At 74.4% G+C, this 14,941-nt stretch carries 11 protein-coding genes; 4 read left to right on the top strand and 7 right to left on the bottom strand.

The window, feature by feature from the left end; all coding sequences use genetic code 11:
- Positions 1 to 16: 16 nt before the first annotated feature.
- Positions 17 to 1,315: an MFS transporter gene (locus MQV74_RS06910; RefSeq protein ID WP_242715148.1), complete on the top strand. Its 1,299-nt coding sequence runs from the start codon at positions 17 to 19 to the stop codon at positions 1,313 to 1,315.
- A gap of 11 nt (positions 1,316 to 1,326) precedes the next feature.
- Here MQV74_RS06910 and MQV74_RS06905 read toward each other — a convergent pair whose 3' ends face one another.
- The 7 genes from MQV74_RS06905 to MQV74_RS06875 form a co-directional block, all read right to left on the bottom strand.
- Complete coding sequence (locus tag MQV74_RS06905; protein ID WP_242715147.1) at positions 1,327 to 1,647, bottom strand: DUF6191 domain-containing protein; 321 nt, start codon at positions 1,645 to 1,647, stop codon at positions 1,327 to 1,329.
- Between the two features lie 124 nt (positions 1,648 to 1,771).
- On the bottom strand, positions 1,772 to 3,919 hold the full coding sequence (locus MQV74_RS06900) for an MMPL family transporter (RefSeq protein WP_242715146.1): 2,148 nt from the start codon (positions 3,917 to 3,919) through the stop codon (positions 1,772 to 1,774).
- A 138-nt stretch (positions 3,920 to 4,057) separates the two neighbouring features.
- The gene (gene lpdA, locus MQV74_RS06895; RefSeq protein ID WP_242715145.1) at positions 4,058 to 5,461 is read right to left on the bottom strand and encodes a dihydrolipoyl dehydrogenase; all 1,404 of its coding nucleotides are present in this window, start codon (positions 5,459 to 5,461) and stop codon (positions 4,058 to 4,060) included.
- 111 nt (positions 5,462 to 5,572) lie between these two features.
- On the bottom strand, positions 5,573 to 6,112 hold the full coding sequence (locus tag MQV74_RS06890; RefSeq protein WP_242715144.1) for a GNAT family N-acetyltransferase: 540 nt from the start codon (positions 6,110 to 6,112) through the stop codon (positions 5,573 to 5,575).
- Positions 6,109 to 6,573 carry a nitroreductase family deazaflavin-dependent oxidoreductase gene (locus tag MQV74_RS06885; RefSeq protein WP_242715143.1) on the bottom strand — a complete coding sequence of 155 codons (465 nt, stop codon included), beginning with the start codon at positions 6,571 to 6,573 and terminating at the stop codon, positions 6,109 to 6,111. Before MQV74_RS06885 ends, MQV74_RS06890 begins: the two co-directional genes overlap by 4 nt.
- A 226-nt stretch (positions 6,574 to 6,799) precedes the next feature.
- Positions 6,800 to 7,249, bottom strand: a complete 450-nt coding sequence (locus MQV74_RS06880) for an SSI family serine proteinase inhibitor (protein WP_242715142.1) — start codon at positions 7,247 to 7,249, stop codon at positions 6,800 to 6,802.
- A 444-nt stretch (positions 7,250 to 7,693) separates the two neighbouring features.
- A complete protein-coding gene (locus MQV74_RS06875; protein WP_242715141.1) occupies positions 7,694 to 11,062 on the bottom strand; it encodes a BTAD domain-containing putative transcriptional regulator in 3,369 nt (1,122 codons plus the stop codon).
- A 209-nt stretch (positions 11,063 to 11,271) separates the two neighbouring features.
- On the opposite strand from MQV74_RS06875, the gene MQV74_RS06870 reads away from it, so the two are divergent.
- From MQV74_RS06870 to MQV74_RS06860, 3 genes are all read left to right on the top strand, one after another.
- A complete protein-coding gene (locus MQV74_RS06870; protein ID WP_242715140.1) occupies positions 11,272 to 12,153 on the top strand; it encodes an NAD(P)-dependent oxidoreductase in 882 nt (293 codons plus the stop codon).
- 144 nt (positions 12,154 to 12,297) lie between these two features.
- Positions 12,298 to 12,387 carry a K(+)-transporting ATPase subunit F gene (locus MQV74_RS06865; protein ID WP_242715139.1) on the top strand — a complete coding sequence of 30 codons (90 nt, stop codon included), beginning with the start codon at positions 12,298 to 12,300 and terminating at the stop codon, positions 12,385 to 12,387.
- Between the two features lie 10 nt (positions 12,388 to 12,397).
- Positions 12,398 to 14,941: an ATP-binding protein gene (locus MQV74_RS06860; RefSeq protein ID WP_242715138.1), complete on the top strand. Its 2,544-nt coding sequence runs from the start codon at positions 12,398 to 12,400 to the stop codon at positions 14,939 to 14,941.

Genomic DNA, 14,941 nt, shown 5'->3' with positions numbered 1-14,941 from the left:
GGGGGAGGGGGAGCGCATGGCGGGGCGGGACACCTCACGGCGCGCGGCGCGGACGTCGAGCCCCGGCTCTTCCTCCCTGTGGGCGGACCCCGACTACCGCCTCTTCCTGGCCCTCCAGGGCCTGTCCGCGCTCGGCGACTCCTTCTCGCACGTGGCGATCCCGCTGCTCGTGCTGCACCAGACCGGCTCGGTGGCGCAGATGGGACTCGTCACCGGGCTCACGGGCCTGGCCTCGCTCGTCACCGGCCTGTTCGCGGGCGTCGTCGCCGACCGGGTGAACCGGCGCCGTCTGCTGGTGCTCACCGATGTCGCCCGCTGCGTGCTCTTCGGCATGGTGCCGCTCGTGTGGCTGTTCGCGACGCCGCTGTGGCTGGTCTACGCGGTCGTGCCGGTCGCCGGGGCCTTCGCGATGCTCTTCCAGGTGACGTACGTGACGGTGGTGCCCGCCATCGTGGGGCCCGGCCGGATCCTCAAGGCCAACAGCCATCTGTTCGGCGCCTATGCCCTCGCGAGCGCGGGCGGGCCCATGCTCGCCGGGCTCGTCGCGGGCGCGTTCGGACCCGCCGCCGCGCTCGGCATCGACGCCGCGACGTTCGCGGTGTCGGCGGTCGGCATCCTCTTCGTCCGCATACGGCCGACGCCGTCGCCCGCTGGGGCGGACGAGCGCGGTGAGGGGGCCGAACGGGGCGGTGTCCGGCGGGAGTTCCTCGCCGGGGCCCGCTTCCTGTGGCAGCACCCGGTGCTGCGGCCGCTGACCGTGCTCCTGGCACTGCTCACGTTCCTCACCTACGGCCTGACCGACGTCATCGTCTACTACGTCAAGCACGGCCTCGGGCACGGCGACAGCACGGTCGGCTCGGTGCTGGCGGCCGGGACGCTCGGCACGCTCGGCGCGTCGTTCGCCGTCGACCGGCTGCGCAGGCGCCTCGGGTTCGGCGCGAGCTGGATCGGCGTCCACCTGCTCGCCGGGGGTGCCGTGGCCTGCCTGGGGCTCACCGGAAGCGTGCCGCTGGTGGCGGTGCTCGCGGCCGTGGTGCTCTTCTGCACCGGCGTCGCGGGCATCAACTCCATGTCACTGCGCCAGGAAGTGACGCCCAGTCATCTCCTGGGCCGGGTCACCTCGTCCTTCTGGACCCTCCACAACGCCCTCGGCCCGACCGGTGCCGCCGCCGTCACCGCGGCGGCCGGGGCGTGGGGCGTCCGGGCCGTGTGCCTGACCGTCGGTACGTGCGTCGTGGCCGTGGCCCTGTCCGCCACGGTGACGGGCATCGGCCGCACCGGCGGGGGCCGTGCCGCCCGGGCCGACGGGACCTGAGGCCGGGTCGGCTACCGGCCGGGGCGCGGCAGCCGGACGGTCGCGATGCCGCCGTCCAGGTCCACCGCGGTGCGGTGCGGCGGGGCCCCGTCCTCCTCGTCGTCGCGCATCACGAGGGAGGACTGGCGCTCCTTGAGCTCGTTCTGCTTGCCCGGCGAGAAGCTGGCGTGCAGCTGCTCGAAGCCGGTTGCCGATATCTGGCCCTGGCGGGCGCTGTTCCGCCAGGGCAGCAGCCCGGCGCGCCCGGCGCGGAGCAGCAGTTGGTCCACGAAGGCCACGACGGTCAGCGCGATGACGAGGCCGGGCAGGGTCATCAAGACGGCGAATCCCATGACTTCAGTATGCGCGTCGCTCCCCACCGCCGGGCGGTGGACGGCGTCGCCCACCGCCGGGCGGTGGCTACCGTCGCCCACCGCCGGGCGGCGGTCACCGTCGCGCTCCCCGCCGAGTGGCGGTTCAGTGCCGCGACTCCTCCCGCGCTCGGCCCCGTTCGTCCGCCCCGGCCCCGGGCGCCCGGTCGCCGTGGCCCGGCCACCACGCCGCGTGCCCGATGAGGGCCGTCAGCGCGGGGGTGAACAGCATCGCCATGACGAACGCGGCGATCGCGATGCCGAAGGACAGGGAGAAACCCATCTGGGAGAGCGTCGAGTTGCCCGCGAGCATCAGCGTGGCGAAGGTCCCCGCGAGGATCACACCGGCGGAGCCGATGGTCGGGCCCGAGTGCCGTACCGCGACGCCCGCCGCCTCGTGGGGGCCGCGGCCCTCGCGGGCCTCCTCGCGCAGCCGCGAGACCATGAGGATGTTGTAGTCGGTGCCGAGCGCGACGACGAACAAGTACATGATCACGGGCAGCATGAACATCAGGCCGGGCTGGCTGCCGATCTGCTGGAAGAGGAGCGAGGTCGCGCCCAGCGTCGCGCCGAACCCGAGCGCGACCGACAGCATCAGGTACCACGGCGCCACCAGGCTGCGCAGGAGCAGTCCGAGGATGACCATGATGGCGATCGCGGCCACCGGGAAGACGACCGAGTAGTCGCGGTCCACGGCCTTGTTGATGTCGACGTACACGGCGGTGATGCCGCCGACGAGGGCCTTGGTGCCGGGCGGCGCGTCGGCGTGGGCGGCGGGCCGCAGCTCGTCCTTGATGGTGCCGAGCGCCTTCTCGGAGGCGGGCGGGTCGGCGAGCACCACCGAGTACGACGCGGTCGTGCCGTCCTTGCTGACCTTCGGCGGGGCCACCGAGCCCACGCCGTCGACGGACTCCAACCGCTGGCGGAACGCGGCCGGTCGGCCCTCGGCCAGCGGCCCGTCACCGGTCGACGTGAGATAAACGAACGTCGGGTCGGTGGTGCCCGCCGGGAAGCCCTTCTCCAGGTTGTCCTGCCAGACGATCGACTCCTTGTCCTTGGGGAGCGAGGACCCGGCGAGGTCGAAGTTGGCCTTGTAGCCGAGCGCGCCGAGCGCGAGCACGCCCATGAAGAGGGCCGAGACGACCGTCCACACGGCGGGTTTGCGCGCGATGGACGTGCCGAGCCGGGCGAAGCCCGTGCCCTGCGGCTCCCGCTGCCAGGACTTCGACGGCCAGAAGACCTTCGTACCGAGCAGCGACACCACGGCAGGGACCAGGGAGAGCCCGGCGAGCAGGGTCAGGAACACGGCGATCGCGAGGGCGGGGCCCATCGAGCGCAGCATGCCGAGGGAGGAGAGCGTGAGCGCGGCGAACGCGACGATGACGGCGCCCGCCGCCGATGTGATGGCCTCGCCGACCCGCTCCACGGCGTGCACCATGGCGCCCTTGGCGTCCTCGCCCGCGCGCAGCGCCTCGCGGTAGCGGAAGAGCAGGAACAGGATGTAGTCCGTGCCGACGCCGAACAGGACGACGGTGAGCAGTTCCTGGACGGACGAGTCGGCCTTCATGTCGAAGGCCTCGTTGGCCCAGGCGATCAGGCCCGTCGCCATCGGCGAGATCAGACCGATCAGGACGACCGGCAGCAGCGCGATGATGGGGCTGCGGAAGATCACGAGCAGCAGCACGATGATGATGACGATCGTGCCGACGCCGACGAGCAGGCCCGCGCGCTCGGACGCGTCGCTCTCGTCGAGGGCCTGGGCCGCAGAGCCGGTGATGCCCGCGTCGAGGCCGGTGCCCTTCAGCTCCCCCTTGAGGTCCTTGCGGAGCTGTTCGACGGCGTCCTGTTGTTGGGTGTCCTCGGGGTTGGTGATCTTCGGCATGGCGACGACGGACGTCTGGACGCGCTTGTTGGGCGACACCTCACCGGGCGCGACGGCCTGGACTTCCTTGATCTTCTTCGCTTCCAGGTCCTTCGAAACGCGGGTGACCACCGCGGAGTCCGCGGGGGTGAGGCGCCCGCCGTCGGAGCGCTGGAAGACGATGATCGCGCCGATGTTCTCCTGTTGCGGGAAGTCCCGTTCCTGCAGGTCGGAGGCGCGGATGGATTCGTAGTGATCCGGCAGGAAGCTGGCCTCGTCGGTGCTGGAGGTGAGCTTCGGTGCCAGCGAGATCACGGCGGCGGCCGCGACGACCCAGGCGAGGATCACCCACCAGGGGCGGCGCACCACGAAACGACCCAGTGCAGAGAACATGGATCACTGCCTCTCCTCGCCCCCGAGGCACATCACATCCTGCCCAGCATCGGCCGGACCATGCGGACCCGCCACTCGGGACGGCCTTCCCGGGACCGCGGCGGCGGCCCCGGGAGGCGCGGGGAGGACAGCCGGGACTCAGAAGTTGATCATGTGCCCGGCGAGGCCGTGCACGGCCTCCTTGACGGCTTCGCCCAGGGTCGGGTGGGCGTGCACGTTGCGGGCGACCTCGTGCACCGTGAGGTCCCACTGCTGGGCCAGGGTCAGCTCGGGAAGCAGCTCCGTCACGTCCGGACCGATGAGGTGGGCGCCGATGATCTCGCCGTACGTGGCATCGCTGATGATCTTCACGAAGCCGACGGTGTCGCCGAGGCCGTGCGCCTTGCCGTTCGCCTGGAAGGGGAACTTGGCGACCTTGACGTCGAAGCCCTTCTCCTTGGCCTGCGCCTCCGTCCAGCCGAAGCTCGCGATCTGCGGCTGCGAGTAGGTGGCGCGCGGGATCATCGGGTAGTCGAGCTCCATCGTCTCGGCGTCCCCGATGGTCTCGGCCGCCACGACGCCCATGGACTCGGCGGTGTGGGCGAGCATCAGCTTGGCGGTCACGTCGCCGATGGCGTAGATGTGCGGCACGTTCGTACGGCAGCGGCCGTCGATGTCGATGGCGCCGCGCTCGGTGAGCGCCACGCCGGTCGCCTCCAGGCCGTAGCCCGTGACGTTCGGCGCGAAACCGATGGCCTGGAGCACCTTGTCGGCCTCCAGGACCTGCTGCTTGCCGTCCTTGGCGGTGACGGTCACGCGGACCTGCGGGCCCGACTCGTCGATCGACTCCACGCGGGTGGAGGTCAGCACGTCGATGCCGAGCTTGCGGTACTGCTTGGCCAGCTCCTTGGAGACGTCCGCGTCCTCCAGCGGGGCGACGCGGTCCAGGAACTCGACGATCGTGACCTTCACGCCGTAGTTGTGCAGGACGTACGCGAACTCGATGCCGATCGCGCCCGCGCCCGCGATCACCACGGAGCCCGGCAGCTCGTCGGCGAGGATCTGCTCCTCGTACGTCACCACGCGCTCGCTGCGGCGGGTGCCGGGCAGCAGCTTCGGGGTGGCGCCGGTCGCGATGACGCAGTTGTCGAAGCCGATCGTGGTGGTCGTGCCGTCGGACTTCGCGACCTGGAGGGTGTTCGCGTCGAGGAAGGTGCCCCGGCCGTCGAACTCCGTGATCTTGTTCTTCTTCATCAGGAAGTGGACGCCCTTGACGCGGCCGTCCGCGACCGTGCGGCTGCGCCGGAACGCCTCGCCGTAGTCGAAGGACACCTCACCGTCGACCTTGATGCCGTACGTCTTGGCCTCGTGCGTGAACAGATGGGCGAGCTCGGCGTTGCGCAGGAGGGCCTTCGTCGGGATGCAGCCGACGTTGAGGCACACGCCGCCCCAGTACTTCTCCTCCACGACCGCTACCCGCTTGCCCAGCTGGGCGGCGCGGATGGCGGCCACGTAACCGCCGGGTCCTGCTCCGAGCACGACGACGTCGAAGCGGTCATCCATGGGGTGGTTCCTCTCTGCGTTTGCGGTGCTGTGTGCAGCTCTGTGGTGTGGCTGACACGATCATCCGTCATACCCGCCCCGGGGTGGGGGGCGGGTCGGTGTCCTTACCCCTCAAGGCTCTCGTACGAGCCGCCACTTGACCTCGCCGGCCTGGCGTTCGGCGGTGGGGGCGAGCCCGGCGGCGCGGGCGACGGCGGCGGAGGCGAGGTGATCGGGGTGGACGTGCGCGCTCACCGACGTCACCCGGGAGTGCCCGAACAGCCACGCGACGAGGGCCCGCGCCGCCTCCGTGGCGATGCCGCGCCCCTGCCACGGAGTGCCCACCACCCACGCGACCTCGGCGGTCAGCTCACCGGCGTCGCCGGGTGTGACGGTGGCCTGCACGGTGCCCGCGAGGCGCCCGTCGGCCCGGACGCGGACGACCCAGTTGCACCAGGAGACCCCGGGCTCGGGCGATCCGGCGAGCATGCGCGCGTACCGGGCGCGCAGGGCGGGAAGGTCGTCCGGGGCGCCGCCGGTGAACGCGTGCAGCGCCGGGTCGGCGAGGACGAGGGCCATCTCCTCGGCGTGCGCGGGGCGGAGGGGTTCCAGGGCGAGCCGGTCGGTGTCGAGCGGCTCGGGGGCGACCGGGCCGGTGCCGGAACGGTTCACGCGTCCTCCGCCACCGGCTCCAGGACCACCACGGGCAGCACCCGCTCGGTCTGCCGCTGGTACTCGGCGTACCGGGGGAAGGTCTCCACGGCCCGCGCCCACCAGGCGGCGCGCTCCTCGCCCTCGGTGACGCGCGCCTCGTAGTCGCGGACCACGGGGCCGTCCTGGAGCCGTACGCGGGGGTGGGCGAGCACGTTGTGGTACCAGGCGGGGTGCCGGGGCGCGCCGCCGACGGAGCCGACGGCGACGTAGCGCTCGCCGTCCCGGACGCGGATCACCGGCGTCTTGCGGATCTTCCCGGACCGGGCGCCCCTCGTGGTGAGGACGACGGTGGGGAAGCCGTTCATGAGGGTGCCGTCCAGGCCGCCGCTGGACTCGTAGCGGGCGACGTGCTCCGCCACCCAGTCCCAGGTGTTGGGGGCGTACTCGCCGTCGAGGGCGTGGTCGTCCGCGGGGCTCATGGGGGCTCCTTCGGCAAGGGCGTACGGGCCGGCCGGATGCCGGTCCGGTCGGTACCAACCGGCCGGACCCGCGAACTCTTCCCGCGCGCCCGCCATCTTCCCGCGCGCCCGCGCGCCGGGCGCGCGAGGGCATGGTGCGGCCCCCGATGCTCGGGACATCGGGGGCCGCGTGCCTCGGCTGCCTCCCCCCACGAAAGGTGGCCGAGGGGTCTTGGGGGACGGTCCGTCAGAAGTTCAGGAGCGCCCCCTCGGCGAGCGCCGCGTCCTTCGTGCAGGGGTTGCCGAACGTGGTCGTCCAGGCGACGTGCTTGCCCTGCCAGACACCGCTCACGGAGATGATGACCGGGTTCCACTCCTTGGTACACAAGGCCTTGGGCTCCTGGTTCACGAGCGCGTCGAACCGCGCGCCCACGGCGCCGGCCTCCGCGCAGGCGGCACGCGGTGCCGGGTGGGTGCCCGAGGCCTTCGGCGCACACGTCAGGGTGACCGCGCGCTGCACCGTGGCCGTGGCGGCGTCTTCGCCCTGGCCGACGGTGAGCACCAGGTCCGAGGGCGCGTACAGGCCCATCGGCTTCGGCGTGGCGGCCTGGGCCGCGCCCGTCGTGACCGCCGAAACGGTCAGGACGCCGGCGGCCACGGCCGCGGCCGCGCTCACGGTCTTGAGGAGGTGACGCACTGGATGCTCCTTCAACTGCGGGTGAGTGGTACGAGAATGGGTGTTGCGTACCGATACTGCTGCGCGTTACGGACGGGTTGCGTGCCGTAGCGGCGATTGCGTTGGGGAGTCTGGCAAGTGCGCTGAGTGAGCAGCAAACTGATGGTCGATTTCCGGATGCGGGCGTCCGCTGAGCGAGGCGCCCTTGGTCATTCGGGCAGCTCAACGTATGCGGGAGCGCGCCCACTGGCCATGCGGCGCGCCGTTTTGACACTGGTGGTATAACCCAAAACAACCCTCTGACCTGCGAAAATGAGCGGTCGGTCGTTTTTCGCTGCGTGGGCTTCGACCGGAAACCGGTGCTTGACCGGCCGGGTCCCGCCCGGTAACCAGCGGGGCGAACGGAGCGTGCGGGAGGCCTGCGGTGGACGCTCAAGCAGGGGCGATACCAGGTATCGCCCCAGGTCACACGGGTGCGGAGGAGGTCATGACGGCGCGTGCCGCCACGGGGCTCAGCTGCTGCCCTTGCTTGAAAGCGGTTGTGTACGACTCCGCGCCGAGGCGGGCGCGGGCCGCCGCCACCACGCGGTCCACGTCCCCGCGCTCGGCATCGGGCAGCGGCGCGCCCACCGAAGCGCGGGCCGCCGACGCCGCGCCGAGCAGCGTCGCCGCCGTGCCGTGCGCGCCCGCGGCCGCCTCGGCCCCCGCGAGGCCCTCCAGGGCGAGGGCCAGCGCCCTCGGGTCGCCGAGGGGCAGCGCCGCCGCGAACCCGTCCGCGTGCAGCGCCCGCGCCGCCGCCGCGTCGCCGCGCAGCTCCGCCGCGAAGCCGAGCTCGGCGAGGGCGAGCGTCACACCGGGTCCGTAGTCGGCCTTGCGGAACCACGCGAGGAGCGCGCGCATGTGCCGCTCGGCGCCGTCCAGGTCGCCCTCCCTGCGCGCGCCGAGCCCGAGGCCGATCAGGGCGTCGATCTCGCCGGAGCGGAAGCTGTGGTCGCGCGCCAGCTCCAGGGCCCGCTCGTGATCGGCGCGCGCCCGGGCCAGGTCGCCGGTGAGCAGCGCGATCCGGCCACGCCCGGACAGCCGCTTGGAGGCCTCCGCCCACAGCCCGAGCCGCTCCGCGACGAGCAGCCCCTCGTGGTGCAGCCGGGCGGCCTCGGCGTGGTCTCCCGCGATCTCGCTGAGCGTGGCCAGCGGAAACACGGTCTGCAACTGCCCCAGGGCATCGCCGAGTTCATGGAACAGGCGCGCGCTGCGCTCGCTGTCGCGCCGCACCGCCGCCAGGTCGCCGTGCGCCATCGCGTGCCGGGCCCGCACGCTGAGCGCGGCGGCGGTGCCCCAGCGGTCGCCGAGTGCCTCGAAGGCGTCGAGCGCCTCGTTCACCAGGCGCTCCCCGGTGCGCACGGCACCCGCGCCGAGCTGCGCGGAGCCGAGGATCCACAGCGCGGTGGCCCGCCCCGACGGATCGTCGACGTGCCGGTACGCCTCCAGGACGGCGGCGAGGGGCGGCTCGATGTCCTCCGGGTGCGCGGCCGCCGACGCATCGGCCACGGACGTCGGGCCGTTGGCGGCGGCCGGGCCCTCCGCGGTGGGGGCGGGTTCGTCCGTGTCGGCCCCGGTCCCGGTGCACGCGTCGGTGAACCCCTCGTCGCTCTCCCGCAGGGCGATGCCGGTGCGCCAGGCGAGGGCGAGCGCCCGAGCGGCCGCCGCCCCCGGCGGGAGCCCGGTGCCGGTGGGCGCGAGCGCCAGGGCCGCGTCCAGCGAGCGGCGCGCCTCGGCGACCCTGCCCCGCAGCACCCAGTACCAGGCGAGGGCGTTGACCATCCGCAGCGCCCGCTCCACGGCCCCGCGCCCGACCGCCGCGTCCAGGGCGCGGCGCAGGTTGCCGCTCTCCTCGTCGAGCCGTTCCAGCCACCGCCGCTGCTCCGGGCCGCGCAGCGCCGCGCCGCCGCGCTCGGCGAGCGCGGCGTAGTGGGCGCTGTGCCGCTCGCGCACGTCCTCGGCCTCGCCCGCCTCCCGCAACTGCTCGGCCCCGTACTCCCGTACGGACTCCAGGAGGCAGTAGCGCGGCCCGTCCGGGCGGTCGGACGTGACCACGAGCGAGCGGTCCACGAGCCGCGCGAGCAGGTCGAGGACGTCCGCGGCGCGCACCGCGCCGCCCGCGCCGACGGCCTGGGCCGCGGCCGGGCCGCAGCCGTCGTGCACGGCGAGCCTGCGAAGGACCGTGCGCTCGGGCCCGCTCAGGAGCGACCAGCTCCAGTCGATCACCGCGCGGAGCGTGCGCTGCCGGGCCGGGGCGCCACGGAGGCCCCGGCCGAGCAGCGCGAACCGGTCGTCGATCCGGGCGAGCAGACCGTGCACCCCCATCGTGCGGACCCGGGCCGCCGCGAGTTCGAGGGCCAGGGGCAGCCCGTCGAGCCGTACGCACAGCTCGGCGACGGCCTCCGTGTCGTCCGCGCCGAGGGCCGCGGCGCCGGACCCGAGCCCGGCCCGCTGGACGAACAGCTCCATGGCGCCGTCGAGTTCCAGCGGCGGCACCGGCCACACCCGCTCGCCGCTCACGTCGAGCGGCTCCTGGCTGGTCGCGAGGACGGCGAGGTCCGGTGCCTCGCGCAGCAGCCCGGCGGCGACCGCGGCCACGGCGTCCACCACGTGCTCGCAGTTGTCGAGCACGAGGAGCAGCCGCCGGGCGCGCAGCGCGTCCGTCAGGCGGGCCACTGCGTCCCGGGGCGGGCCCGCCTCCGGCTCCTCGTGCAGGCCGAGGACCCGCGTCACGGCCTCCGCGACGGCGGCCTCCGCGCGGCCCCGGTCCGCGTCGACGCCCGCGAGCTCCACGAGCCACACCCCGTCGGGGAACGCGGGCACGAGCCCGTGCGCCGCGGCCACCGCGAGCCGCGTCTTGCCCACGCCGCCGGGTCCGGTGAGCGTCACAAGGCGGGTGGCGCCGAGCAGTCGGCGTACTCCCGGCACGGCGTCGTCCCGGCCGACGAGGCCGGACACCGGGGCGGGGAGGTTGGAGCGCACGCCCGGGGCCGCGGTAGGCGGACGGCCGCGGCGCAGGGGCCCGCCGGGTGCGGGGGACGGCCCGTCGAGCGACGGGTCCTGGCGCAGGATCGCCCCGTGCAGCGCGGCCAGTTCCGGGCCCGGCGCGAGCCCCAGGTCCTCGGCGAGGCGGCGCCGCAGGTCCTCGTACGCGGCGAGCGCCTCCGTCTGGCGGCCCGAGCGGTACAGCGCCCGCAGCTGCGCCGCCCGCAGCCGCTCCCGCGAGGGATGGCGTACGACCAGGTCGGCGAGGTCCGCGGCCAGCGGCCCGTGCTCGCCGCTGTCGAGGCGCGCCTCGGCGTGCTCCTCCCGCGCGGTGAGCCGGGCCTCGTCGAGCCGCTCCGCCGCGCCCCGCGCGAACGCCTCACCGGCGAAGTCGGCGAACGCCTCGCCGCGCCAGAGGCCGAGCGCGTCCGCGAGCAGCCGCACCCGCTCGCGCGGCTCCCCGGCGGCGCGGGCCCGCTCCACCAGGGCCGTGAACCGGGTCGCGTCCACGTCGTCGGGCGCGGCCCGCAGCGCGTACCCGGCGGGCCCCGACGCGAGCAGGTCGCGGCCGCCGGGGCCGGCCTTGTCCAGCGCCCGGCGCAGCTGGGACACCTTCCCCTGGAGGGCGTTGGCCGGGTGGTCCGGCAGCGCCCCGCCCCACAGCCCGTCGATGAGCCGCTCGGCGGAGACCGGCCGCCCGGGGTGCACGAGCAACTGGGCGAGCAGCGCACGGACCTTGGCGCCCGGCACGGTGACGGCGGCGCCGTCCGTCGTCCACACGGCCAGCGGACCGAGCACCCCGAATCGCATACGGACGACGATAACGCGCCAGGTGAGCGGCCCCTCGGCCCCTAGGCCCCTCGACCTCTCGGCCCCTGGCCCCCGGTTCCCGGCCCCTCGCACGCCGGTGGCGGCCGGACCGGCAGTGAACCGACAGCCGACCGACAGCGCCCGCCCGCAGGGTGATGACCACAGGCCGCGGCGCCCAGCAGCCCGGCCCCTCACCACGGAGCGACCCCATGAGCGACACCGCCACTCCCGCGGCCCCCACCACGGTCACCGTCATCGGCCTCGGCAACCTCGGCCAGGTCCTCGCCCGCGTCTTCCTCGACCGGGGCCACCGGGTCACCGTCTGGAACCGCTCGCGCGGCAAGGCGGACGAACTCGTCGCGCTGGGCGCCGCCCTGGCGCCCACGCCGAAGGCCGCCGTCGAGGCCAGTGAGCTGGTCGTCGTCTGCGTCCTCGACTACACGACGGTCCGCGACCTGCTCACCCCTGTCGGCGACGCCTTCGCGGGCCGCGCCGTCGTCAACCTGACGTCGGGCACCCCCGGCCCCGCCCGCGACCTCGGCGCCTGGGTCACCGAGCGGGGCGCGGCCTACGTCGACGGCGCGGTGTACGCGATCCCGCAGACCATCGGCACGCCGGAGGCCTTCGTCCTGTACAGCGGCGACGCCGACGCCTTCGCCGCGTACCGGCCGCTCCTGGAGCCGCTCGGCTCGCCGGTGTTCGTCGGTGCCGACGCCGGACTCGCGCCGGTGCACGACGTGGCCCTGCTCAGCGGCATGTACGGGATGTTCGCGGGCTTCTTCCAGACCGTCGCCGTCGGCCGTTCCGCCGGGATCGAGGCGGCGGAGGTCACCGCACTCCTCGTGCGCTGGCTGAAGGAGGCGCTCGGCGCGCTGCCGGGCTTCGCCGCCGAGATCGACGCGGGCGACTACCGCACGGACACGTCGAACATCGACATCAACGCCGTCGGGCTCGCCAACATCCTCACCGCGACCCGGGCCCAGGGCGTCGGCGTCGACCTGCTCCAGCCGCTGCACGAGGTCTTCCAGCGGCAGCTGGCCGAGGGCCGCGGCAGCGAGAGCATGGCGCGCGCCATCGAGTCCCTGCGCTAGGCGTTCCCCCCTGGTGGGCCCTTCGTCAAGGCCGCGTCAACGTCCCGGCGGCGGCTGCCAAGGATGCGTCAAGGGCCGTGTCCGAAGTCCCCGGCGTCCGCTTCGGTGGGAGAAGTCACCCAGGACGCCAGGGAGTTGAGGCACATGAGCGCCGAGAACGTGGTGGGACTTCTGATCGCCGCCGCCCTCGTCGGGTACCTCGTCCTCGCGCGGCACTACCCCGAGAGGTTCTGACACCGGCGCGATGACGGACGGACGACCCGGACAGCTGAAGATCTACCTCGGAGCGGCACCGGGGGTCGGCAAGACCTGCCGCATGCTCGACGAAGGGCGCCGCAGGGCCGCCCGCGGCGCGGACGTCGTCATCGGCTACGTGGAGTGCCACGGGCGGCCGCACACCGAGGCCGCCCTGGCGCAGGCGCGGGCCGGCGGCGTGACGGCCGTCGACCGCGCCCACTGCTCCTGCCGGGGCGGCGAGTTCACCGAGCTCGACCTGGACGCGCTGCTCGCCCGCCGCCCCCAGGTCGCGCTCGTCGACGACCTGGCCCACGCCAACGTGCCGGGCGCGGGCCGCAACCCCCGGCGCTGGCAGGACGTCGACCGGCTGCTCACCGCCGGGATCGACGTCGTCACCACCGTCAACATCCAGCACATGGAGTCCCTCAACGACGTCGTCGAGAAGATCACCGAGGTGCCGCAGGCCGCGACCGTCCCCGACGAGGTGGTGCGCCGCGCCCACCAGATCGAACTCGTCGACATCGCCCCCGAGGCGCTGCGCCGCCGGATGGCGCACGGCAACATCCACGCCCCCGAGGACGTCGACGCGGCCCTCGCCCACGCCTTCCGCCCCGGCAACCTCACGGCCCTGCGCCAGCTCGCCCTGCTCTGGCTGGCCGACCGCGTCGACGAGGCCCTCCAGGCCTACCGCTCCGAGCACGGCATCCGCGGCGTGTGGGAGACCCGCGAGCGCGTCGTCGTCGGCCTCACCGGCGGGCCCGAGGGCGACACCCTGGTCCGCAGGGCCGCCCGCATCGCCGACCGCTCGGCGGGCGGCGAACTGCTCGCCGTGCACATCACGCGCAGCGACGGCCTCGCCGCCGGGACCTCGCACGCGTCCCTGACCCGGCAGCGGCGCCTGGTGGAGGACCTCGGCGGCAGCTACCACTCGGTGGTCGGCGACGACGTGGCCGGTGCCCTCGTGGAGTTCGCGCGCGCCGAGAACGCCACCCAGCTCGTCCTCGGCTCCAGCCGCCGCGGCCGCTTCGAGCGGTTCCTCACCGGGCGCGGCACCGGCGAGACCGTGGTGGCCCGCTCCGGCGCCATCGACGTCCACACCGTCACGCACGAACGCGCCGGGCACGGCACCCTCCTGCCCTCCCGCCGACGCACCCTGTCGGGCCCGCGCCGCGTCGCGGGCCCGGTGGCGGGGCTGCTCCTGCCCCTCGCCCTGACCTTCCTGCTCGACCTGGACGCCGCCCGCGGCCACCTCAACCTCACCAGCGAGGCGCTGCTGTTCCTGCTCGCCGTGGTGGGCGTGGCCTGCATCGGCGGCGTGGCCTCGGCGGTGGTCGCGTCCGTGACCGCGTCGCTGCTGCTCAACTACTGGTTCATGCCGCCCGTCGGGCACTTCGCGCTCGGCGACCCCAACAGCGTCCTCGCGCTCGTGGCCTTCGCGATCGTCGCGGCCACCGTCGCGGCCGTCGTCGACCGCTCGCTGCGCCTGTCCCGGCGCTCGGCGCGCGCCACCGCGGAGGCCGAGACGATGTCGGCGCTCGCGGGCACCATCGTGCGCGGCGGCCGGCCCGTCCCCGCCCTCCTCGAACGGGCCCGGGAGGCCTTCGGCGTGGCCGCCGCCGAGCTCGTCGACCGGCCGCCCGACACCACCGACGCCCGGGTGACCGCCGTGCCCGCGGGCACCGACGCCTACCTGGTGCTGCGCGGCCGCACCCTGTCCGCCGCCGACCGGCGCGTGCTCACCGCGTTCGCCGCGCACGTCGGCGCCGCCGTGGAGCGGGCCCGGCTCGCCGAGGCCGCCGCCGAGGTGGAGCCGGTCAAGGCCGCCGACCGGATGCGCACGGCCCTGCTGCGGGCCGTCGGCCACGACCTGCGCACCCCGCTGGCCGCCGCCCTCGCCGCGATCGGCTCGCTGCGCAGCCCCGACCTGGACTTCTGCGAGCAGGACCGGCAGGAGCTCCTCGCCACCGCCGAGGAGTCCCTGACCCGCCTCAACCGGCTCGTCGACAACCTGCTCGACATGAGCCGCCTCCAAGCGGGCGCGCTCCAGCTGGAGCTGCGCGCCACCGCCCTCGAAGAGGTCCTCGGGCCCGCCCTCGACTCGCTGCCGGTGGCCTGCCCCGTGGACACCGGCGGCCTGGAGGAGATCCCCGCCGTCCTCGCCGACCCGCCGCTCCTGGAGCGCGTCCTCGCCAACCTCGTCAACAACGCCGCCCGGCACACCCCGCCCGGTGGCCGGGTCCTGGTCACGGCGAGCGCCCTGGCGGGCCGCGTCGAGGTGCGCGTCGTCGACCGGGGCCCCGGCCTCCCGGCCGCCGACCGCCACCGCGTCTTCGAGCCCTTCCAGCGGCTCGGCGACACCGACAACACCACGGGGCTCGGCCTCGGCCTCGCCCTGTCCCGGGGCCTCGCCGAGGCGATGGACGGCACCCTCACGCCGGAGGACACCCCCGGCGGCGGGCTCACCATGGTCCTCTCGCTGCCCTTCGCCGGGCACTTCGCCGAGGTCAACGGTGCGCACCGGGGAAGCGTCTGGCATTCTGAGCGCCTTTGA

The organism is Streptomyces sp. AN091965, assembly GCF_022698285.1.
Lineage (GTDB): Bacteria > Actinomycetota > Actinomycetes > Streptomycetales > Streptomycetaceae > Streptomyces.
This window is presented reverse-complemented; position numbering and strand designations above follow the sequence as displayed.

Excerpts from the sequence above, each read along its gene's own strand:
- MQV74_RS06870 (WP_242715140.1), top strand. The coding sequence starts at position 11,272 with ATGAGCGACACCGCCACTCCCGCGGCCCCCACCACGGTCACCGTCATC.
- MQV74_RS06910 (WP_242715148.1), top strand. The coding sequence starts at position 17 with ATGGCGGGGCGGGACACCTCACGGCGCGCGGCGCGGACGTCGAGCCCC.
- MQV74_RS06875 (WP_242715141.1), bottom strand. The coding sequence starts at position 11,062 with ATGCGATTCGGGGTGCTCGGTCCGCTGGCCGTGTGGACGACGGACGGC.
- MQV74_RS06860 (WP_242715138.1), top strand. The coding sequence starts at position 12,398 with ATGACGGACGGACGACCCGGACAGCTGAAGATCTACCTCGGAGCGGCA.
- MQV74_RS06900 (WP_242715146.1), bottom strand. The coding sequence starts at position 3,919 with ATGTTCTCTGCACTGGGTCGTTTCGTGGTGCGCCGCCCCTGGTGGGTG.
- MQV74_RS06885 (WP_242715143.1), bottom strand. The coding sequence starts at position 6,573 with ATGAGCCCCGCGGACGACCACGCCCTCGACGGCGAGTACGCCCCCAAC.
- MQV74_RS06905 (WP_242715147.1), bottom strand. The coding sequence starts at position 1,647 with ATGGGATTCGCCGTCTTGATGACCCTGCCCGGCCTCGTCATCGCGCTG.
- lpdA (WP_242715145.1), bottom strand. The coding sequence starts at position 5,461 with ATGGATGACCGCTTCGACGTCGTCGTGCTCGGAGCAGGACCCGGCGGT.
- MQV74_RS06865 (WP_242715139.1), top strand. The coding sequence starts at position 12,298 with ATGAGCGCCGAGAACGTGGTGGGACTTCTGATCGCCGCCGCCCTCGTC.